The sequence below is a fragment of the Streptomyces sp. NPDC005151 genome, from assembly GCF_053599875.1.
Genome location: NZ_JBSFYR010000066.1, coordinates 23,023 through 43,046 on the forward strand (window position 1 = coordinate 23,023; position 20,024 = coordinate 43,046).

Below are 20,024 nucleotides of genomic sequence, written 5' to 3' on the forward strand. Positions count from 1 at the left end.
ATCGTGGTGCACATGAGTTTCCTCGCACTGTCGGTGCTGCTGTCACTGGTCTCCGCGGTCGCGTACGCGGCCGGGGCAATCGTCCAGGAGCGCGTCGCCACGGCCGGAGACGGCCGCTCGCTCACCCCTCTGCGCAACCGCGTGTGGTGGGTGGCGGTGGCGTTGAACGGTGTGGGTGCGGTGCTGCACGTGCTGGCACTGGCGTACGGCCCGCTCAGCCTGGTGCAGCCGCTCGGTGCGCTGACGATCGTCTTCGCCCTGCCGATGGCTGCCCTCTTCGTACGCCGCCGGGCCGGGGGGACTGCCTGGCGCGGCGCGATCATGGCGACGGCCGGTCTGGCGGGTCTGCTCGCGCTCACCGGCAGCGGCGAGTCGCACACGCTGGACGGGCCGGAGCAGTTCATGCTCTCGACCGTGACGTTCGGTGCGGTGGCGCTGCTCCTCGTGGTCTCGAAGGGCATGCAGAAGCCGGTGGTACGGAGCGTGGTGCTGGCCGGGGCGGCGGGTGTCGCGTTCGGTATCGCCTCCGTGTTCACGAAGACGGTGGCGATGGAGTGGACGTCGGGTGCCGTGGGCGCGGGACTGCCCTCGCTCCTGGTGATCGCGGCGCTGGCAGGGGCCGGACTGTTGCTGTCCCAGGCCGCGTACCGGGGCGCCGGCCTCACCGCTCCGCTCGCGACGGTGACCGTCGTGAACCCGGTGATCGCGGCGGCGGTCGGCATCACGCTGTTCGGCGAGGAGTTCCGGCACGGTACGGCGGGCACGGTGCTGGCGCTCGCGTGCGGCGTGGTGGCCGCGGGCGGGCTGATCATGCTGACGACGGAGCGGATGAGCGCGGAGCAGCGCGAGAACCAGCGGGTCCAGGGTATCGGCGCGGATGTGTCGGAGGTGGATGCCGGGGTTGCCGCGGAGGACATGGAAGGTGCCACGAAGGGCGCGGAGAGTGCCGCTGTGTCCGCTGCTGCGGTGAAGTCCGCCGGTGCGGTGAAGTCCGCCGGTGCGGTGGAGTCCGCGGGGGCACCGGCCGGGCATCAGCCGCAGGCGAAGCCTGCCCGGGGCGCGCCCGCCGTGTCCGGCTCGGCCGCTGCCGACTCGATTCCATCGGTGCTCCCGCCGCCGGTGACGGTGCCGGTGACGCTGGGGAGTCGTCGGGCGGGGCGGGTGGGGTTCGGCCCCGCGCCGCGGCCGCGTACCGGTTCGGGACGACGTGCCCTGTCGGCCGCCGAGCCCGATGACTCCGCGCAGCCGCCCGGCAGCGTTCAGACGCTGACGCCGCCCGCCCTGAGGTAGGTCACGGGGTCGATGTCGGAGCCGTAGCCGGGGCCGGTACGCATCTCGAAGTGCAGATGCGGTCCGGTGACGTTGCCCGTGGAGCCCGAGCGGGCGATGCGCTGACCGCCGCTGATGTGCTGGCCCTCGCGCACATGGAGCGCGGACAGGTGCGCGTACTGGCTGTACTTGCCGTCGCTGTGCCGGATGACGATCTGGTAGCCGTACGCTCCCGCCCAGCCCGCCGACACGACCGTGCCGGAGGCCACCGCCTTGACCGAGGTGCCGGTGGGGACGGGGAAGTCGATGCCCGTGTGATAGCCACTGGCCCAGGAACCGGCCTGGTGGTAGGAGGTGCCGATGCGGGTCGCCGCCACCGGGGCGGTGAGCCCGGAGTGCTTCTCGGCCCGCTCGGTCTTCCTGGGCCGAGGCTTTGCCGTCTGGTGCGGCTTCGACTCTGTCGTGTGGTGCGGTTTCACCGCCTGGTGCTGCGGTTCCGCCTGCCGACGCGGCTTCGTCTTCTGCTGCGGTCCCGTGGACGCGCCCGGCTTGAGGCCGGTCTTCGAAGTGGGCTTCGGAGTCCGGGCCGCGTCCAGGGTGAGCCGCTGGCCGGGGAAGATCAGGTCCGGGTCGTCGCCGACCACCTTGCGGTTGGCCGCGTAGAGATGCCGCCAGCCGCCCTTCACGTGCTCGGTCGACGAGATCGCGGAGAGCGAGTCGCCGCGCGCAACGGTGTACGACTCGCGCTTGCCGGGCACCGTGGTCGGCGTGACGGGCGCGGGTGCCTTAGGTGCCTTATCGGCCTTCGGTTTCGCCTTCTTCGGGGTGGGAGTCCCCTTCGAGGAGGTGTCGACGGGACCACCGGTCCGCTCCGCCTGCGGCTTGACGTCGGGGGCGTCGCCGCCCCGTGTCAGGCCCGCCCGGGTGGAGCAGGTCGGCCAGGCACCGGGGCCCTGCGCCTCCAGTACCTTCTCCGCAATGGCTATCTGCTGTTCCCTGGTGGCCAGATCGGCACGCGGCGCGTAGGCGGTGCCACCGTAGGCCGCCCAGCTCGACCGGGTGAACTGCAGCCCGCCGAAGTATCCATTGCCCGAGTTGATGTGCCAGTTGTTGGTGGACTCACAGGCGGCGACCTTCTCCCAGACATCCGTCGACGCGGCGCCCGCCGAAGCTGCGCTGATGAGCGGGAGCGCAATGCCCGCACCGCCTGCCGTGACCGTCAGCGAGGCACGGTTGATGCGGCTGGGCTGGTATTTGCGGTGCCGTCCGTTCGCGGCCATGACTTGGCTCCCCCACTGGCTGTAGGACACGTCGCAAGCGGCCAACTTATGGGCATACAAAGGGTGATGACAAGAGTTCAGCCGAGAACCCACCTGTCACGCACGAAACGGGTGCACCTCGGATCGCAGTTCATCGCCAGGGGCGATGCCTGCAGAAGACGCTGGATCCCAGGAAGCGGGAAAGCGCCCTCTGATGGGGATGCCGGCAGAGCGGTGGCACTGCCCTGGGGCCGTGGACGACGGCACCGGCATCGCCCGGGCGCGAATGCCGTCCGCGATGCGCGTACCGCCCGGTGCTTGCGCCTCACCCGGTCCGCACGACACCTCCCCGACCGCCCTCTCGTGGCCGAAGGGGATCTGGCCCGTCAGCATCAGAGCTGCCGTGCCGGACAGCGACAGACTGCTGTTCACCGTGATGGCGGGCAGGATCACGACGACCGCGCCCGGGTGCCGCCGCGACAGAACCAGAGCGGTGCTGTGGGCCACCGCGTCCAGCGGCGGGGGACGGGCGAGGCCTGTCCCCCGGAAGAGCCCTGTTCCACCGGCCCGGTCGGCCGGCTCCTCACCCGACCGTACGGGCGTTCCACTGCGGCGTGAACGGAGCGCGGCGGGGTGAACAGGCCGTGCCCGCTTCCCGTATCCATACTGGTCATCCCGGCATCCTCGACAGATTGCAGGAGCACACAGATGAGCGGCACTGCGCAGATCGGCGTCACTGGACTCGCGGTGATGGGCGGCAATCTCGCCCGGAACTTCGCCCGCAACGGCTTCACGGTCGCGGTGCACAATCGTACGACCGCAAAGACCGATGCCCTGGTCAAGGAGTTCGGCGACGAGGGCACCTTCGTCGCCGCGCGCACACCCGAGGAGTTCGTGGCGGCGCTGGAGCGGCCGCGTCGGCTGGTCATCATGGTGAAGGCGGGCGATCCGACCGACGCCGTGATCCAGGAGTTCGCCCCGCTGCTCGAGGAGGGCGACGTCATCATCGACGGCGGCAATGCCCACTTCGAGGACACCCGCCGCCGCGAGAAGGAGCTGCGGGAGCGCGGGATCCACTTCGTCGGTGTCGGTATCTCGGGCGGCGAGGAGGGGGCGCTGAACGGGCCGAGTATCATGCCGGGCGGCTCCACCCAGTCGTACGAATCCCTGGGGCCGCTGCTGGAGAGGATCGCCGCAAAGGCGAAGGACGGCACCCCGTGCACCACGCACATCGGCCCCGACGGCGCCGGGCATTTCGTGAAGATGGTCCACAACGGCATCGAGTACGCGGACATGCAGCTGATCGCGGAGGCGTACGACCTGCTGCGCCGGGTGGCCGGCTACTCCCCCGCGCAGATCGCCGAGACATTCCGCAGCTGGAACACCGGCCGCCTCGACTCGTATCTGATCGAGATCACCGCCGAGGTCCTCGCCCATACGGACGAGGCGACGGGCAAGCCCTTCGTCGACATCGTGCAGGACCGCGCCGAGCAGAAGGGGACGGGCCGCTGGACGGTGCAGATCGCGCTGGATCTGGGGGTGCCGGTCTCCGGTATCGCGGAGGCGGTGTTCGCCCGTTCCCTGTCGGGCCACGCGGATCTCCGGGAGGCCGCACGGGAGTTGCCGGGGCCGTCGGCCGTCCCCCTCGCCGGGGCAGGGGCGGCAGCCTTCGCCGACCAGGTCGAACAGGCGCTGTACGCCTCCAAGATCGTCTCCTACACGCAGGGGTTCCACCAGATCCGGGCGGGCAGCGAGGCGTACGACTGGAACATCGATCTCGGTGGGGTGGCGGCGATCTGGCGGGCCGGATGCATCATCCGGGCCGCTTTCCTGGACCGGATCCGCGCGGCGTACGACGCGCGTCCCGGGCTGGTGAGTCTCCTCTCCGACCAGCAGTTCGCTGCCGAGATCGGTGCGGCGCAGGACGACTGGCGGACGGTGGTCGCCGAGGCGGTACGCCAAGGGGTGCCGACCCCCGGGTTCGCCGCCTCGCTCTCGTACTACGACGGGGTGCGCGCCGACCGGCTGCCCGCGGCGCTCACACAGGGGCAGCGGGACTTCTTCGGAGCGCACACCTATCGGCGTACCGACCGTGACGGCTCGTTCCACACGCTCTGGGGCGGCGACCGGTCGGAGGTCTCCACCGGCTGACGGGGGCGGTCGGTCGCCCGGTCGGGGCACCCCGGGTGCGGCGGGGCCGTACGTATGCGTAAGTAGCATCGAGTACCGTCGGCGTCCCACACCACCGGGATGCCCCAGCCTAGTGCCGTGACCGGCAATGTTTGCCCCGTAAGGAGTGTCGTCCGGTGCGTGCGATCGCAAGGCGGCCGGAAGTCCTTGTAGCGGAGCTACCAGGACTTTTGGCCAACGCGGCGAGCGTGCGTGCTGGGCGGCGCGACGGGGCAAAGCTTGCCGGGAGGGGCACTAGCTGTCGCCACCACCCACTCGGAGTCGCCGCATGCCCGACGCCGTCCCGGACCCGGCCGCCGCCCAGCCCGTCGTCGCGCCGCTGACCACCGCCGCCCTGATCCTGGTCACCACGATCGAACCCGGTGGTGAGAGCGCCGTACGCGAGGTGCTGCCGGACCTTGCGGCGTTCGCCCGTTCCATCGACTTCCGGGTGCCGAACGCCGGACTGGCCTGTGTGACCGGGTTCGGCTCGGACGCCTGGGACCGGCTGTTCGCGGGGCCCCGGCCGGCCTCGCTCCATTCGTTCCGGGAGCTGCACGGCGCGCGCCACCACGCCCCCGCCACCCCGGGCGATCTGCTGTTCCACATACGGGGCGAGCAGATGGACGTGTGTTACGAGTGGGCCACCCGACTGCTCGACCGGCTCGGCGGGGCGGTGACGGTTGTCGACGAGACGCAGGGGTTCCGGTACTTCGACCACCGGGACCTGCTCGGTTTCGTCGACGGGACGGAGAACCCGATCGGCGCCGATGCGCGGACGGCGGCGCTCGTGGGCTCCGCAGCCGACCCCGCCTTCGCAGGCGGCAGCTACGTCATCGTGCAGAAGTATCTCCACGACCTGGCGTCCTGGAACACGCTGAGCACCCAGGAGCAGGAGCGTGTCATCGGCCGCACCAAGCTGGACGACGTCGAGCTGCCCGACGCCGTCAAACCCCATAACTCCCATGTCGCGTTGAACACCCTCACCGCGCCGGACGGCACCGCGCGCGAGATCCTGCGTGCCAACATGCCGTTCGGCAGTTTCGAACAGGGCGAGTTCGGCACGTACTTCATCGGTTATGCCGCCGATCCGGACGTGACCGAACAGATGCTCCGCAATATGTTCCTCGGAAATCCGCCGGGCACGTACGACCGCATTCTCGACTTCTCGACCGCCGTCACCGGCACCCTCTTCTACGCCCCCAGCGCCGACTTCTTCGACGCCCCGCCGCCGTCTCCCGTCCTGTCCGGGACCGAATCCCTGTCGCAGCCGGCGTCCGCGCCGGTCGCTCAGACCGCGGTTCCGGCGGATGCGCGGGACGGTTCGCTGCATATCGGCAGCCTGCAAGAAAGCGCCCAGTGATGAACAACCTCCACCGCGAACTCGCCCCCGTCACGGAAGCCGCCTGGGACCAGATCGAGGAGGAGGCCCGGCGCACCTTCAGCCGTCATCTGGCGGGCCGTCGCGTCGTCGATGTGACGGATCCGGAGGGACCGTCGTTCTCGGCGGTCGGTGACGGGCATCTGCGGGACATCGACCCGCCGACGCCGGATGTCATCGCCCGGGCCCGTACCTCGGTGCCGGTGATCGAGTGGCGGGTGCCGTTCACGGTGACGCGGGCGGCCGTGGACGACGTCGAGCGCGGCTCCGACGACAGTGACTGGCAGCCCGTCAAGGACGCCGCCCGGACCTGTGCGTTCGCCGAGGACATGGCCGTCATCGACGGGTACGCGGCGGCCGGGATCACCGGCCTGCGCGACGGTTCCTCGCACACTCCGCTGCCGCTGCCCGCCGATGCGCGCGACTATCCGGCCACGGTGAGCCAGGCGCTGACCCAGCTGCGGCTGGCCGGTGTGGACGGGCCGTACCGGCTGCTGCTCGGCGCCGACGCGTTCACCGAGGCGACCGAGACGTCCGACCACGGCTATCCGGTGGCCACGCATCTCGCCCGGCTGCTGGACGACCAGATCCTCTGGGCGCCCGCCGTCGCGGGCGGTGTGCTGCTGTCCACCCGCGGCGGCGACTTCGAACTGCGCCTGGGCGAGGATCTGTCCATCGGCTATCGGGACCACGACTCGACGCACATCCGGCTCTACTTCCACCAGTCGTTCACGTTCCGGATGCTGACGCCGGAAGCCGTGGTCCCGATCATCGCCTGACGGCCGGGGCCGGGCCCCCGGGCTGCCTACCGGTGCCCGGCCGCCTTGACGGTCCAGGTGAGCGTGTCGGTGGCCAAGGCGCGGACCGCGGGGTCGCGGATGGCGTCCGTACGGTCCACGGCCTCGGCGGTCACCCGGTGGCCGCGGCCGTCCGCGCGCACGCCGAGCGAGGCCGGGGTGACGGCGGTGCGGCCACGGGCGGAGACCTTCTCGACACCGTCGACGTACCAGCGCAGATCCGTCCGCGCGAGACCAGCCGCAGCGCCGGACCCGTGTCCGTCGCCACCGGCGCTTCCCAGGCCGGCGAGGGTGACCCGGATCCGCTTGCCGTGCGTGATCGCGGCGCCCGTGTCGAGGGTGCTGCTCAGTGCGTTGCCTGCGCGGTAGAACCCGGCGATCATCGCCTCGCGTCCCGGCAGGTTGACTCGACGCGATGGCTGCCCTTGCCGTCGCCCCCGGTCGGGGCGGCCGCCGCGGGGGCGGCAGCGGCAGCGGTCGCTGCCAGCAGGCCGACGACGGCAAGGGCCGCCACCGATCCGGTGGTTCGGCGCGTGGCCGGGCGTATGCGCATGTACAACTCCTTGAGGGGCTCCGACTTCGAGCGGACGCGCAACGACGCGACCAGCTACTAATCAGAAAATTAAATCGACTTATCTCGACGCTTAACCTAGAGGTGGGAGAAGCGCGGAACAAGACCCGGAAGCCGAGTGACCGGTGATCGAATCCAGGTAATCGCCCCTCATGGAGCCCGGATCGGGCGCCTCTCGCCGACCGGACACCGGGCGTACTCCTGCCATCGGCCGGTCGCTCGTATGCTCGGTTCCCATGACGAGGCGCAACGTGCCCGAGCCGGACCGGGAGCAGCAGTCCGGGGTTCCGCTCCGTGAGATCCTGGCGTTCGACGACAGCGGCACGCTCCGTCTGTTGCTCGCGCCCGCCGACCACGACGTCGGCGTCCGCGGCGTGGCCGTCGGTGACGAAGGACAGGCACAGTCACTCGACCAACGCATCGTGCTGGCCGTCGGCCCGCCGGCCGCCTCCGCCGATGCGACGGGCCCGGTCCGCGAAGCCGCCCGGCGCGGTGCCTGCGCCGTAGTGCTCCGCGACACCGAGGGCGTGCCCGCAGCGCCCGAAGTACTGGCCGCCGCCGAGGAGTCGGGCATCGCCCTGCTCGCCCGTGCGGCCTGGGCCGAATGGACCGACACCGTGACTCTGCTGCGCTCCGCGCTCTCCTACGCCGAGGCGGTGCGCACCGAGGAGGCGGCCACCCCGGCGGACACCTCGACAGGCGGGCTGGCAGCCCTCGCCTCGGCCATCGCCGAGAACACCGGGGGCTCCATCACCATCGAGGACACCCGCTTCCGGGTGCTGGCCCACTCCGCCACCCGCCCCGAGGCCGACGGGGTCCGCCGGTCCACGATTCTCGGCGGCAGGGTTCCCGAGTGGCGCGTCGCCGAGCTCCGGCGCAGCGGAATCCTCCGTGCCCTGTGGACCTCCCGGGACGTCATCCACCGGGCCGCCGAAGGCGACAGCCCCGAGCGCCTGATCATCGCGGTCCGCAGCGGCTCCGAAGTCCTCGGCTCCATCTGGGCGGCCGCGGACGGGCGCGCTCTCTCCGCGCAGGCGGCGGATGCGCTGCGGCGCGGAGCGGAGGTCGCCGCCCCTCACCTCGTGCAGCACCGGCTGCGCGAGAGCGGGGCCGTGCGCCGGAGGAACCATGCGCTGCGCGGTCTGCTGTACGGGCGTGGGGACCGGCGCACCCACGCCTGGTCGCTGGGGCTGCCACCGGACGCGCCGTGCGCGGTCCTGGTGGCCGAACGCGACGGCGCGGCAGGGCCGTCGGCCGACCGCGTCCTCGATGTACTCGCCCTGCACGCATCCTCGTACCGCCCCTCGGCACGCGTGCTGCGCGACGGGGACCGGCTGCTGGTGCTGCTGCCCGTCGAGCGCAGCCGGGACCGGGAAGTGCTCGGCCTTGCACGTGAGTTGGACGCACTCGCCGTGTCGATGCACGGCTCCGCGCCGGTCCGGGTCGGTGCGGGTCCCGTCGTGCCCACCGCCCTGCGGGCCGCCGCCTCCTGCGAGGAGGCGACGCTGGTCGTACGGGTGCTGCGCAATCGCGCCGCGCGCGGCGGGGAGCCTGAGCCCCTGCGGTACGCCGGGGCGGCCGAGGTCGGTCCCTCCCTGGACGTCCTGCGGGTCCTGGACGCCGTACGGCCGGTCTGGGAAGCGGGCAGCGGACCGGTGCACGACCTCGTACGGTCCGACCTGGCAACCGGGGGCGAGCTGGTCCGCTCACTCGCCGCCTACTTCGACGCGTCGGGCGACGTCGGCCGGGCCGCCCGGCAGCTCGTCCTGCACCCCAACACGCTGCGGTACCGGCTGCGCCGCGCCCGGGAGCGGTACGGCGTCGATCTCGACGACCCCGACACCCGGCTGCTCATCACCCTCGCCGTCCGGCTGAGCGGCTAGATTTGTCCCTGATTCGTACGGTCGTTGGCCCTGCGGCCAAGGTCCGGCACCGATCCTGTTCTGCTCGACAGAGACTTGCGGGGCCCCCATCACCGACTCTCGCCGTATGCCTCTCACCACACCCGCTCCGGGCCCTTCGTCCTCCGCGCGTGTCGCCGCCGCGCTCCGCCACGCCGTCGGCACCGGGCTGCTCGGCGAGGGCCGGCCCGTCGCCGGTTTCATCGACACCGACGGGGTGCGCGACTCGGTAGCCGCCCTCCATGGCGCGTTCGCCGACACGCCCGCCACCGTGCTGCACACCTTTGCCGCCAAGGCCGCGTCCCTCGTCCCCGTGCTGAGGCTGCTCGCCGACTGCGGCATGGGATGCGAGGTCGCCAGCCCCGGCGAGCTGAGGCTCGCCCTCGACGCCGGATTCGCACCCTCGGCGATCGTCCTCGACTCCCCCGCCAAGACGCGCGACGAGATCCGTCAGGCGCTCGCGCTCGGTGTGGCACTCAATGCCGACGGCCTCGACGAGGTGCGGCGCATCGCCTCGCTGCGGCCCCGGAGCTCGGTCTCCGTCATCGGACTGCGCATCAACCCGCAGGTGGGCGGAGGCTCCATCAGCGCGATGAGTACCGCGACACCGACCTCCAAGTTCGGCGTGGCGCTGCACGACCCCGGCGCGCGCGAGAGTGTCGTCCGGGCGTTCGCCGAACACTCCTGGCTGACCCGGCTGCATGCCCATGTCGGCTCCCAGGGCTGTTCGCTGGAGCTGATCGCGACCGGGGTCGCGGAGACGTACCGGCTCGCCGAGGAGATCAACGAGACCCTCGGTGCCCGGCAGATCACCAGCATCGACCTCGGCGGCGGACTGCCCGTCAACTTCGAGGACGACTCCGTACGGCCCACCTTTTCCGCTTATGTGGCGGCGCTGCGCGGAGCGGCGCCGGGGCTCTTCGACGGCCGGTACGGGCTGGTCACGGAGTTCGGCCGGTCGCTGCTCGCGAAGAACGGCTTCATCGGGGCGCTGGTGGAGTACACGAAGGACGCGGGCTCCCGTCGTATCGCGCTCACCCACGCCGGCGCGCAGATCGCCACCCGTACCGTCTTCATGCCCGAGTCCTGGCCGCTGCGGGTCGGGGCGTTCGATGCCGAGGGGCGCCCCAAGGACGGTCCGCCGCTGGTCCAGGACATCGCGGGACCGTGCTGTTTCGCCGGGGACGTCGTGGCGCACGCCCGGGAACTGCCGGAGCTGCGGGAGGGCGACTTCGTGGTGCTGTACGACACCGGCGCGTACTACTTCTCGACCCCCTGGTCGTACAACAGTCTGCCGAGGCCTGCCGTATACGGGTTCAGCACGGTCGGCGCCGGGAGCGACAGCTCGGGCGAGGAGGCCGTTCGATTCGCGCCGGTGCGTGACGCCCAGTCGCTGGAGTCGATCGCCGAGGAGAGCGGGGCAGGACACGCCGACTCCCTCCTCGGAATCGGCCCCCAGCACACGGGGTAGCCGTCCGGCCCTGACTCGTCATCCGGCGGGGTGGGGTGTGGGCTCCGGTTCCGGCACCGGTTCGGGGTTGGGCGACGGCGGCTGGGGAATCGGGTCCGGCGAAGGACCGGGCGGCACCGGACCGGGTACGGGCGGGGCAGGTGTCGGCCCCGGCAGCGGCGAGGGCGGTCCGGGCGGAGGTCCGGGCGTCGGCGCGGGCGGCACGGGGTCGGGATACGGGTTGGTCATCTCGGGCTCCAAAAGTGCGGGCGGATCTCCTGTCCACCGTCTCCCGGAGCAGCTGCCCGCGCCTGCCGGGAGCATACGTACGGGTTCCGTGCCACCGGACGAGAACCCGTACGGCGCTCAGCGCGCTGCCGCGGCCGCGGCAGCAAGCCCGGGCCGGGGACTGGGGAGGACCGGAATCCGCGTGACCGTCCGGGTGACGGCATCGGCCATGGACGCCTGGGCCAGCACGATCACATCGGCGTCCGTCACCCGGTCGGCGGCAGCGGCCACCAGCTCCAGATAGCCGTCGCGGTCGCCGGCTTCGAACCGCGCCCATGCCCCCTCGACCAGGACCGTACGGATGTCAGCGGCCCGATCACCCGCCTCCTCGGCCAGCAGGGCCAGGGTCGGTGCCAGGGTGTCCGCAAGCGCGGCGAGGACCACGACGCGGCCGCGGCCGACGGCGTCTGCCGCCATCGGCCGGTCGACCCGCAGGACGCCGACGGCCTACGCATTACAAGTTGTCCGATCTTGTTCCGCGGCGGTCCGTGTACGTCTGTCACCCGCGTCGTAGCCCTGGTCAGCGGCCCTGCGGCACTTTGGCGTACGCTCATGGACTGTCGTGGAATCGGCGGCAATCGAGACCACATGTGAGACCACGGCGGCAACGACCTGGGCGCACGCGGACGGTCGAACGGCGTTCTTGCCTGGGCAGAAGATACGCGTGTGCGAGGCGTGAGCCGTAGTGACAGACTCCCCCCTCTGACCTGGTGCTCCGTACCGGGTCTGCACAGCATAGGGGTGGGACATTGGCAGGATTCAGACGCTCCACGGCGGCCGCCGCGATCGCGGCGACGCTGCTCCTCGCGGGCTGCGCGGGCGCCGCTGGCCCCGGAACCCCGGCAGCATCTGCGACGGCGTCTCCTACGCCGACCGCGAAGGCGACACCCGTCAGAGAGAAGACCCTGGGCCAGGTACTGGGCGATCTCCGCCACACCGCCAAGGACCTCGGGGACTACCGGGTACGGCCCCTGAGTCAGCCGGGCCAGCAGGCCGCCAAGGTTCCGCCCTGCCAGGCAGCCGGCGTGATCCTGACACGCGAGGTCCCCGGCCGTGACGAACTCGCCCTCTTCACCAGCCGCCTGCAAAGCCGGGGATGGAAACTCGACACCACCGGCGAGATGGATTTTCTGTCATCCGGTAAGTGGGACGTCATGCTCTTCGCCGGACCGGTGCCGAAGAAGTTCGCAGACCAAACAGGCCCGAACAAGGGCGCCTTCGGTGTCCACGTCATGGGAGTGTGCAAGAAGTCCTCCTAGGCCCAAGGCTTCCGTCCGAGTGCAACCCGAGTTCGAAGCAACCTCCCGGGCGGAAGCGGCCGACGTAGTATGGAGAAGGGTTCGTCTCCGGTGCAGTGGTCCGTACTCCCTGATCCGAAGCCAGACTGCACACACTTCTTGAACACACCGGCAGCCGGATGACGGCGTTCCATCATCCGGCTGTCCTGCTGCTCGGGAACCGATCGGTTCTTGTACAGCAAGGAAGTGGCCACTCCGGACGCGCGATTGCCGGGTCAAGGGTCAAGAGAAGGCGGCAACCGGACTCGCGGCGGCGGTGAGCGAGCACACGGTGAAACTGTCCGTCTTCGCCGACGCGGGCCTCCCCGACAACACCTCGCTCGCGGCCGCCGGCTCGGAGCCGGTGCTGCTCGCCCGGTTGGGGCGCTCGCAGGAGCGCCCCAACGATTCCCGCTCTACGCGATGAGCTGGTGCAGCCCCAGAACTGTCGCGCCGGCAGCCCCGAGAGCGACCAGCAGGCCGCCGAGAGGGAAGACGGCCGCACCGGCTACGAAGCCTGCGATGAGGATGATCGCCCACCGCTGGGGCAGAGGCTCGGGCCGGTTCTCGTTTGTGCTGGTTTCCACTAGTCTCCTAAGTGAGATCTGAACTGAGACGGCCCCGGGTCGCACCCCGGGGCCGTTCGCATGAGCTGCGAACAGCGAGCCGCCCGGCTGACCTGCTTCGCCACCAACACCAAGGACGCCCCGATCGCCGACCTGGAGTTGCGGCATCGCCGCCGGGCGCGGGCCGAGGACCGGATCCGCAATGCCCGCGACACCGGCCTGCGCAACCTGCCGCTGCACGGCAGCAGCCAGAACCAGCTCGGCTGGAGATCGTCTCGCTCGCGCTGGACCCGCTGGCCTGGATACCCATGCTCGCGCTCACGGGCGATGCCCGCCGGTGGGAACCCAAGAAGCTCCGCCTCAGGCTGTTCTCCGCCGCCGCACTCCTGATCTCCACCGGCCGACGGCGCTGGCTCCGCTTCAACCACATCTGGCCCTGGAGCGACGTAATCACAGCTCCAAACTTTCCCGCACCCCGGCTGACCAGCGGACTCACCCGCCCCGACGACCTGATCAACCTGCCGGAGAGTGGAACCCGGCGCCCACCCGACGCGACAGCTGGGACCTCACCATGACCGCAATCGGCCCAGCAACCCGAAACGAGCCGCCGGAGGATCCGACGACCCGTCACGAATGATCGAGGCTCAACCCCCTTTCACATCACACCGACCTACGGGAACCCCGCGGCCGCGTCTTCCGTCAAGCAGGACGCCATAGAAGATATGTTCGGGACTTGAGGTTCTCAGGTGGACAAGAAAATCGCGGGACTGGCGCTCACCGGCATCCTGCTCATATCGGGCTGTTCGGCGGGCTTCCAGGCGGCAGAGCCTGCCGCTTCGAGCTCCGTTCGCGCGCCGGCGGCGTCCCCCCGGGCGGAAGACACAGCGCCCGTCGCAGGCACCGCGCACGACGCCGCGGCCTTCCGCACCTGGGGCCTCAAGCCTCTCGCCGCGCCGCCCGCCCCGCCGAAGGTCAAGCCGGTAAAACGCCGGGCGGGCGAACCGGTGCGGGTCATCAGTGACATACCCACCAAAGATGAGATCGTCTTCATCACCTTCGACGACGGCGCCGAGAAAGACCCCAGGTTCGTGAAAATGATGCGCGAACTGAATGTCCCCTTCACGATGTTCCTGACCGACTCGGTCATCAGCGCCGACTACGACTACTTCAAGCCGCTGCAGCAGCTCGGGAACACGATTCAGAACCACACCCTGACCCACCCCAACCTGCGCACCGAGAGCGCGGCCGCGCAGCGCGAGGAGATCTGCGGCCAGCAGACCAGGCTCGGCAAGGAGTACGGAACCGTCCCGCGTCTGCTGCGACCGCCCTACGGCAACTGGAACGAGAACACCCGCAGCGCCGCGGGACAGTGCGGAGTCGAGGCGATCGTGCTCTGGCGCGAGTCCATGCAGATCACCAACATGCAGTACCAGCGTGCCGACAAGAAACTCCACCCCGGCGACATCATCCTCGCCCACTTCCGTGGCCCCGGAGAGCTCAAGGGGCACTCGATGACCGAGATGACGGCGAACATGCTGCGCCACATCCAGGAACAGGGCTTCACGGTGGCGCGCCTGGAGGACTACATCTGACGCACAGGCAGGTCAATCCCGAGGTCGTCGACACCGTAGCGTGTCTGCCTCGGCCGTCGCGAGAAGACGATCGGTGACGAACACCTGCTCCTTGCCCTGACGGCACGTCCGGGTGTCGTCGCCGAGACCCTGGCGGACCACGGCGTCACCTACGCAGCGGTGGAACGGGCACTGGGCTACGGCACCGATCCCGTTCGGCTGGAGCCTCGCACGCCACTCGGGGCCCTGCTCCGCCGGGCAGACACGCCTGCGCTCTCGCCGCCCCGGGCTCGTACGGAGACGGGCGGGTCCGGAACGGCCTCGGGGGCGACCGCGACCGGTCGTGTCCGTCGAGCCTTGAGAAGCTGGACGGCGGCCACTCCCAGCTGAAAGCCTCTCAGCCAAGGCACAGACGGTGAGAGACAAGAGCCACGTCATGCTGAAGCACCTGCAGAAGTATCAGGCCGAGGCCGACGAGGAGGACACGATCAACACCGCCGAAGAGGGCCGGCACCCGCTGGACTCCGCCAGCGTCATGAGTGCGAAGAAGACTCTCCTCCAACTCCTCAACCGCGCGGGCGTGTTTCAGGGCGAGGCCGAAGAGCTGATCGCGCTCCTCGAAGCCGGCGCGATCGCGGACGCGCACAGCGAGGTCGGGAAGGCCGAGTGCGCCTCGGCGGAGACTGGTACGACGCCGTCCGGCTCCCCGATAACGCCTGCGCGGCCGTCATAGGCGACGTCGTCGGTCACGACCTGCAATCGGCGGCCGCCATGGCCGAGACCCGCCACATGCTGCGCGCCCTGCTCTACGATCGGCGTACCCCGCCCGGCGCCGTACTCGGCCAGCTCGACCGCACCCTGCACGCGATCACCGACAACCCCCCTCACGACCGCCTGCCTGGCCCGCATCAAGCCCGGCGGCGCCCCCTGAACGCTGCACTGGAGCACCGCGGGACACCTCCCGCCGCTACTGATCACCCCGGCCACCGGGCCGTGTACCTGCACGCCGAGCCCGGTGTACCCCTGGGCGTCGACATTGACCAGCCCCGCCCCGACCACCACCCCCTGCCTGCGGACGCCACCGTGATCTTCTTCACAGACAGCTTGGTCGAACACCCCCACCGGTCCAACGACAATGGCCTGAGCACCCTCTCCACAGCGGCCACCGCCCACGCCCACCTGCCCGTGGACGAGCTGTGCACAGTCCTCGCGGACCACCATCCCAGCGACGGCCACGACGACCTGGCCATCCTCGCCTTGCGCACCCCGCCCAGGCCCAACGTCTGAAATCAGCGGTGCCGGAGGGTCGTTGAACCCTTCATGGAGGAGACCATCAGCAACACGGATCCGCAGCCACCACCAAAATTCGCCCGTCTGTCGGGGGCCTACTGGATGTCACCCAACTCTCCCTTGTACGACGTCGGCCCGGGCGCCCTGAACTACGGCTCTGATCCACGTCACAGCCGAGGTCATCGGGCCCGGCCATGAGATGATCACCCATCTGCCCACCCTTCCTGAGATCTGCCCTCGCTACTCTCCAGGGTGCCGTCGAACGGGTTCGGCTCGTCGGGCATCCTTGGGGCGGGCCAGCGAGACGGTAAAGGGAGCTGTGGTGGACGAGCGCGCGCAGGATTCGCGTGAGGTGGAGACATCCGGGATGTCTCCACAGCTGCGGCTGGATGCACTGCTGGAGGACCTGCAGCAGCAGGTGACGCAGGTTCGGGGGGCCCGGGACCGGGTCCACACGCTGCTGGACGCGGTGCTGGCGGTCGGCTCCGACCTGGACCTGGAGGTGGTGCTGCACCGCATCGTGGAGTCGGCGGTCACCCTGGTCGACGCCCAATACGGGGCGCTCGGCGTCCTGGGCGAGGAAGGGACGATCAAGCAGTTCGTCACGGTCGGCATCGACGAGGAGGCCATCGCCCGGATCGGGCACTACCCGCGCGGCGAGGGCATCCTCGGGCAGCTCATCCGTCACCCGGAACCGCTGCGCCTGGCGAACCTGGCCCAGCATCCAGCGTCCGTCGGCTTCCCGTCCGGGCATCCGCCGATGACCAGCTTCCTCGGCGCCCCCATCCGGGTCCGCGACCAGGTCTTCGGCAACCTGTACCTGACCAACAAGCAGAGCGGGGCGGAGTTCGACACCGACGACGAGGCGGTGCTGCGGACCCTGGCCGCGGCGGCCGGTGTGGCGATCGACAACGCCCGGCTGTACGAGGATGCGGACCGCCGGCAGCGGTGGCTGGCGGCCAGCAACGAGCTGACGCGTAGCCTGCTGTCCGGTGCGGAGCCCACCGCGGTGCTGGAGTCTGTCACGGCCACCGTGCGGGAGATGGCCGGTGCGGACCTGGTCACCTTGGGGGTGCCGGTCGGTGACCGCGGCGAGTTGGTCATCGAGGCCGCCTCGGGAGCGTTGGCCGAGGAGGTCCGCGGGCTGGTGCTGCCCGCCGCTGGGCTGGCTGCGAAGATCTTCACGTCCGGGGAGAGGATCGCCAGTGATGCCGTGAGCGCTGACCCGCGCGCCGAGGGCGGCAGCGCCTCGGTGGTGGAGCTGGGGCCGGCGTTCTTCGTACCGCTCGGCACCCGGGAGCACGTCCGCGGGGTGCTGCAGGTGGCGAACATACCGGGCAGCACTTTCTTCACGGACGCCGTTGTCGACATGGTCACCGGGTTCGGCAACCAGGCTGCGTTGGCCTTGGACGTCGCTGAGCACCGGCGGGACACGGAGCGCATGCTCGTGCTCAATGACCGCGACAGGATTGCCCGAGACCTGCATGACCTGGTCATCCAGCGGCTGTTCGCCGGCGCGCTGACGCTGCAGTCCACGCTGGGCCGAGTGGCCGACCGGCCGCAGGTCGGCGAGCGGATCCAGCGGGTTGTGAACGACCTGGATGACACCATCAAGATCATCCGTTCCACCATCTACGGCCTACGCGAGCACGATCAGACCCGTCACGGCAGCGGGCTGCGCGCCCAGCTGGTGGCGGCCACTGAACGGGCCACCGAATCGCTTGGCTTTGCCCCGGCTCTGCGCATGACCGGGTTGCTGGACACGGCCGTGTCCGCCGAACAGGCCGAGCAGTTGCTGGCCGTGCTCGGCGAGGCCCTGTCCAACGCCGCTCGGCACGCGCACGCCACCACCGTCGACGTCAGCGTCGATGTCACCGACGCCGCCCTGCAGCTGCGCGTGGCCGACAACGGCCGCGGGATCGACCCGGCGGTCACCCGCCGCAGCGGCCTGGCCAACCTCTGCAGGCGCGCGGAGGAGATGGGCGGCACGTTCAGCCTGTCTTCGAACGAACCGAGTGGCACCGTCGTCGAGTGGGTCGTCCCGCTGGCTGTGTAACTTTTCCGTGGATGTCGCTTCGACGTGAGTTCAGGAGTCACCTGATGATCAACGACGGGCGGCTGAGAGGCTGTCGGGTGACCTCCGACCGGGCGGCCACGCCCTGGCACGCACGCTTCCCGCGTTGTCGTCGGTCGGCGACTCCCCCATAGCCTTGAAGGCATGGGAGGGGGCCCCTTCGCGTCGCCTCCCTCCTCCGCCTTGGAATCGCACGCACCAGACCGCGTCCGCTTTCCGATCCGAGGTCACTCGACAGCCTCTGAGCTTGACGTTTAAGGTGCTTGATCCTTTCTTGCGTTCCGTCGGGCATTCGTTTTGGGTGGTTTGCCCACGTGGTGGTGGGGTGCGGGGCGTCGGTTCTTGGAGCCGGGTGGGCGTCCGGGGCCGGGCTTGCCGGGTTTCGGTGCGGCTGCGGGCTGGGGCAGAGGCTGTCGCACGGCTCCTGCCCGGTGAAGGTCAAGAGCGATTCGTTGTTCGGTTCCGAAGGTCAGGGAGGTGCCGGAATCTTGGCTGATGGGGCGGAACTTCTTGTCGTGCGACGGTGCACGTGATCTTGAGATGCCGCGGGATGTGCGAGAGTGGCTGCCGCCCGAGCACCTGTGCTGGAAGGTGCTCGACGTCGTCGAGCTACTTGACCTGTCGGCGTTCGAGAACAGCTACCGTGAAGACGGGCGGGGCGGGGTGGCATACCCTCCCGCGAGCCTGATTGCGTTGCTCCTGTACTGCTACAGCAAAGGAGTGCGTTCCTCCCGTCGCATCGAACAGGCTTGCTGGGATGACGTGGGCTGCCGAATCATCACCGCGAACCGCCGAGTGGACCACTCCACCGTCGCGCGGTTCGTACGACGCCACCGTGCCGCCTTGAGCTCGCTGTTCGTGCAGGTGTTGTCGCTGTGCGGCCGACGTGGCCTGGTCGATCTTTCGGCGGTGGCCGTGGACGGCTCACCGATGGAGGCGAACGCCTCACGCGACGCCAACCAGCGACTCCAGCGCCTGGAGGAGACCATCTCCCAGTGCGAGAAAGAGATCCACGCGCTGATGGAGGATGCAGTCGACCACGCGCTGAGCGTCGAGGCCGATGGCTCGGCAGCACAGGGCGATGGCGAGGACGCGTGCGACAACTGGCCTCGCCTGTCCCGGCTGTGTGACCGGCTCACTCGGGCCCACTTGGCCAGGGACAGACTGCATGAACGGGCCATGCCTTCACCCACAGAGATCCGGATCAAGGTCGAAGCCGCCGAGCGGATGGTGGCCCGCGCAGAGAAGCGCCTGGCCATCGAGACCGAGGCTCACCAGGAGAAGCTGAAGAAGTACGAGCTCCGCGGCCGAGAGGACCGGGCGGCAGGACGTCGTGGAGCGAACGGACGGCCGCCGGTCCCGATGGAGAACAAGACCGTCCTCGTTCGCCAGCGAACGCGACTGGTGAAGATGCGGGCCTGGCTGGAGCGGGCCCGCACACCCCGACCGGCCCCCTCTCCGGAGTCCCGTGCCTGCCTGAGCGATCCCGACTCCCGGCTGATTCCCGGCAAACGCGGCGGCTACCTACAGGGATACAACATCCAGATCGTGTGCGCCCGCCGTCAATTCTTGCTCGCCATCGAAGCGCACGACAATCCCTCGGACAGGACGGCCCTCGTTCCGATGGTGAAGAAGACCCAGCACAATCACCAGGCCGCACGGCTCCCCGGCGACATCCAACTGTGGCTCGCCGACAGCGGTTACGCGTCCGCCGCGTCCTTCGAGGCCCTCGCCGACCTCCCGCTACTGGTCTCGGTCACCAGCGATGCCGACCAGGCAGGCTTTCCCGCGAAACGTCAGCAGGCCCCTGCCGGCCAGCAGGACATGGCGGCCCGCCTCGCCAACCCAACAGGACGGGCCCAGTACCGTCAACGCAGTGCCCTGGTCAAGCCGGGATACGCCCAGATCTTCCAACGCTTCGGACGACACCTCAACTACCGCGGCCACCAGGCGGTGGACGTCGAGATCAAGCTCCTCGGCACGGTGCACAACCTCAACAAGCTCATCAATCACACGCCCAAGAAGCACTCTTGACCTTCACCGGGCAGGAGCCGTGCGACAGCCTCGGCAGTCGGTGGTGGAGGTGGCGGAACCCGCGTCGGACACGGGCGGGCGTGAGCCTGCCTGGCAGTGCGGGTCTTTCCCAGGGACGGCGGAGGTC

Annotated in this window: 18 protein-coding genes and 3 pseudogenes; 15 read left to right on the plus strand and 6 right to left on the minus strand. The window is 69.9% G+C overall.

Annotated features, from left to right (window positions below; translation table 11 throughout):
• The first annotated feature begins 3 nt into the window (after nt 1-3).
• Nucleotides 4-1,290, plus strand: coding sequence for a DMT family transporter (locus tag ACWD6R_RS28410; protein WP_451821304.1), 1,287 nt, complete (start codon nt 4-6; stop codon nt 1,288-1,290).
• Here the strand turns inward: ACWD6R_RS28410 and ACWD6R_RS28415 are convergent.
• Nucleotides 1,260-2,549 (minus strand): transglycosylase family protein, encoded by a 1,290-nt coding sequence (locus ACWD6R_RS28415; RefSeq protein ID WP_451821305.1) that lies wholly within the window; start codon nt 2,547-2,549, stop codon nt 1,260-1,262. The two genes, ACWD6R_RS28410 and ACWD6R_RS28415, sit on opposite strands and share 31 nt — an antisense overlap.
• Before the next feature lie 96 nt (nt 2,550-2,645).
• On the minus strand, nt 2,646-3,035 hold the full coding sequence (locus tag ACWD6R_RS28420; protein WP_451821306.1) for a hypothetical protein: 390 nt from the start codon (nt 3,033-3,035) through the stop codon (nt 2,646-2,648).
• 201 nt (nt 3,036-3,236) lie between these two features.
• Here ACWD6R_RS28420 and gndA point away from each other — a divergent pair, with 201 nt between their 5' ends.
• The 3 genes from gndA to ACWD6R_RS28435 all read left to right on the plus strand — a co-directional run bounded on the left by gndA (nt 3,237) and on the right by ACWD6R_RS28435 (nt 6,857).
• Nucleotides 3,237-4,679 carry an NADP-dependent phosphogluconate dehydrogenase gene (gene gndA / locus ACWD6R_RS28425; protein WP_451821307.1) on the plus strand — a complete coding sequence of 481 codons (1,443 nt, stop codon included), beginning with the start codon at nt 3,237-3,239 and terminating at the stop codon, nt 4,677-4,679.
• 307 nt (nt 4,680-4,986) lie between these two features.
• The gene (locus ACWD6R_RS28430) at nt 4,987-6,060 is read left to right on the plus strand and encodes a Dyp-type peroxidase (RefSeq protein WP_451821308.1); all 1,074 of its coding nucleotides are present in this window, start codon (nt 4,987-4,989) and stop codon (nt 6,058-6,060) included.
• Nucleotides 6,060-6,857 carry a family 1 encapsulin nanocompartment shell protein gene (locus ACWD6R_RS28435; RefSeq protein WP_451821309.1) on the plus strand — a complete coding sequence of 266 codons (798 nt, stop codon included), beginning with the start codon at nt 6,060-6,062 and terminating at the stop codon, nt 6,855-6,857. The genes ACWD6R_RS28430 and ACWD6R_RS28435 overlap by 1 nt, the downstream gene beginning before the upstream one ends.
• Before the next feature lie 26 nt (nt 6,858-6,883).
• Here the strand turns inward: ACWD6R_RS28435 and ACWD6R_RS28440 are convergent, their stop codons facing one another.
• Nucleotides 6,884-7,258, minus strand: a complete 375-nt coding sequence (locus ACWD6R_RS28440; protein ID WP_451821310.1) for a hypothetical protein — start codon at nt 7,256-7,258, stop codon at nt 6,884-6,886.
• Nucleotides 7,255-7,428: a hypothetical protein gene (locus ACWD6R_RS28445; RefSeq protein ID WP_451821311.1), complete on the minus strand. Its 174-nt coding sequence runs from the start codon at nt 7,426-7,428 to the stop codon at nt 7,255-7,257. The genes ACWD6R_RS28440 and ACWD6R_RS28445 overlap by 4 nt, the downstream gene beginning before the upstream one ends.
• A 254-nt stretch (nt 7,429-7,682) precedes the next feature.
• Between ACWD6R_RS28445 and ACWD6R_RS28450 the strand changes: the two genes are divergently transcribed.
• Entirely contained in the window at nt 7,683-9,329 is a 1,647-nt protein-coding gene (locus ACWD6R_RS28450) for a PucR family transcriptional regulator (RefSeq protein ID WP_451821312.1), read from the plus strand.
• A gap of 106 nt (nt 9,330-9,435) precedes the next feature.
• On the plus strand, nt 9,436-10,818 hold the full coding sequence (locus ACWD6R_RS28455) for a diaminopimelate decarboxylase (RefSeq protein WP_451821313.1): 1,383 nt from the start codon (nt 9,436-9,438) through the stop codon (nt 10,816-10,818).
• A gap of 345 nt (nt 10,819-11,163) precedes the next feature.
• Here ACWD6R_RS28455 and ACWD6R_RS28460 read toward each other — a convergent pair.
• Nucleotides 11,164-11,529: pseudogene (locus tag ACWD6R_RS28460) on the minus strand (arylsulfatase); the annotation flags it as partial.
• A gap of 305 nt (nt 11,530-11,834) precedes the next feature.
• Here ACWD6R_RS28460 and ACWD6R_RS28465 point away from each other — a divergent pair.
• On the plus strand, nt 11,835-12,344 hold the full coding sequence (locus ACWD6R_RS28465; RefSeq protein ID WP_451821314.1) for a hypothetical protein: 510 nt from the start codon (nt 11,835-11,837) through the stop codon (nt 12,342-12,344).
• A 295-nt stretch (nt 12,345-12,639) separates the two neighbouring features.
• Complete coding sequence (locus ACWD6R_RS28470; protein WP_451821315.1) at nt 12,640-12,789, plus strand: hypothetical protein; 150 nt, start codon at nt 12,640-12,642, stop codon at nt 12,787-12,789.
• Here the strand turns inward: ACWD6R_RS28470 and ACWD6R_RS28475 are convergent.
• Nucleotides 12,779-12,949: a hypothetical protein gene (locus ACWD6R_RS28475; RefSeq protein ID WP_451821316.1), complete on the minus strand. Its 171-nt coding sequence runs from the start codon at nt 12,947-12,949 to the stop codon at nt 12,779-12,781. The two genes, ACWD6R_RS28470 and ACWD6R_RS28475, sit on opposite strands and share 11 nt — an antisense overlap.
• A gap of 42 nt (nt 12,950-12,991) precedes the next feature.
• On the opposite strand from ACWD6R_RS28475, the pseudogene ACWD6R_RS28480 reads away from it, so the two are divergent.
• The 7 genes and pseudogenes from ACWD6R_RS28480 to ACWD6R_RS28510 all read left to right on the plus strand — a co-directional run.
• Nucleotides 12,992-13,386, plus strand: a pseudogene (locus ACWD6R_RS28480) (transposase); the annotation flags it as partial.
• Nucleotides 13,387-13,674: 288 nt separating this feature from the next.
• Entirely contained in the window at nt 13,675-14,520 is an 846-nt protein-coding gene (locus ACWD6R_RS28485) for a polysaccharide deacetylase family protein (protein ID WP_451821317.1), read from the plus strand.
• Between the two features lie 39 nt (nt 14,521-14,559).
• Nucleotides 14,560-14,709: pseudogene (locus ACWD6R_RS28490) on the plus strand (Clp protease N-terminal domain-containing protein); the annotation flags it as partial.
• A gap of 205 nt (nt 14,710-14,914) precedes the next feature.
• Complete coding sequence (locus tag ACWD6R_RS28495) at nt 14,915-15,232, plus strand: hypothetical protein (protein WP_451821318.1); 318 nt, start codon at nt 14,915-14,917, stop codon at nt 15,230-15,232.
• Nucleotides 15,166-15,786, plus strand: coding sequence for a PP2C family protein-serine/threonine phosphatase (locus ACWD6R_RS28500; RefSeq protein ID WP_451821319.1), 621 nt, complete (start codon nt 15,166-15,168; stop codon nt 15,784-15,786). Before ACWD6R_RS28495 ends, ACWD6R_RS28500 begins: the two co-directional genes overlap by 67 nt.
• A gap of 370 nt (nt 15,787-16,156) precedes the next feature.
• Entirely contained in the window at nt 16,157-17,845 is a 1,689-nt protein-coding gene (locus ACWD6R_RS28505; protein ID WP_451821320.1) for a sensor histidine kinase, read from the plus strand.
• 558 nt (nt 17,846-18,403) lie between these two features.
• Nucleotides 18,404-19,897 (plus strand): transposase, encoded by a 1,494-nt coding sequence (locus tag ACWD6R_RS28510; protein WP_451821321.1) that lies wholly within the window; start codon nt 18,404-18,406, stop codon nt 19,895-19,897.
• The last annotated feature ends 127 nt before the right edge of the window (nt 19,898-20,024 follow it).

Coding starts and splice junctions, on each gene's coding strand:
- ACWD6R_RS28415 (WP_451821305.1), bottom strand. CDS start 2,549: ATGGCCGCGAACGGACGGCACCGCAAATACCAGCCCAGCCGCATCAAC.
- gndA (WP_451821307.1), top strand. CDS start 3,237: ATGAGCGGCACTGCGCAGATCGGCGTCACTGGACTCGCGGTGATGGGC.
- ACWD6R_RS28430 (WP_451821308.1), top strand. CDS start 4,987: ATGCCCGACGCCGTCCCGGACCCGGCCGCCGCCCAGCCCGTCGTCGCG.
- ACWD6R_RS28435 (WP_451821309.1), top strand. CDS start 6,060: ATGAACAACCTCCACCGCGAACTCGCCCCCGTCACGGAAGCCGCCTGG.
- ACWD6R_RS28440 (WP_451821310.1), bottom strand. CDS start 7,258: ATGATCGCCGGGTTCTACCGCGCAGGCAACGCACTGAGCAGCACCCTC.
- ACWD6R_RS28445 (WP_451821311.1), bottom strand. CDS start 7,428: ATGCGCATACGCCCGGCCACGCGCCGAACCACCGGATCGGTGGCGGCC.
- ACWD6R_RS28450 (WP_451821312.1), top strand. CDS start 7,683: ATGACGAGGCGCAACGTGCCCGAGCCGGACCGGGAGCAGCAGTCCGGG.
- ACWD6R_RS28455 (WP_451821313.1), top strand. CDS start 9,436: ATGCCTCTCACCACACCCGCTCCGGGCCCTTCGTCCTCCGCGCGTGTC.
- ACWD6R_RS28505 (WP_451821320.1), top strand. CDS start 16,157: ATGTCTCCACAGCTGCGGCTGGATGCACTGCTGGAGGACCTGCAGCAG.
- ACWD6R_RS28510 (WP_451821321.1), top strand. CDS start 18,404: ATGCCGCGGGATGTGCGAGAGTGGCTGCCGCCCGAGCACCTGTGCTGG.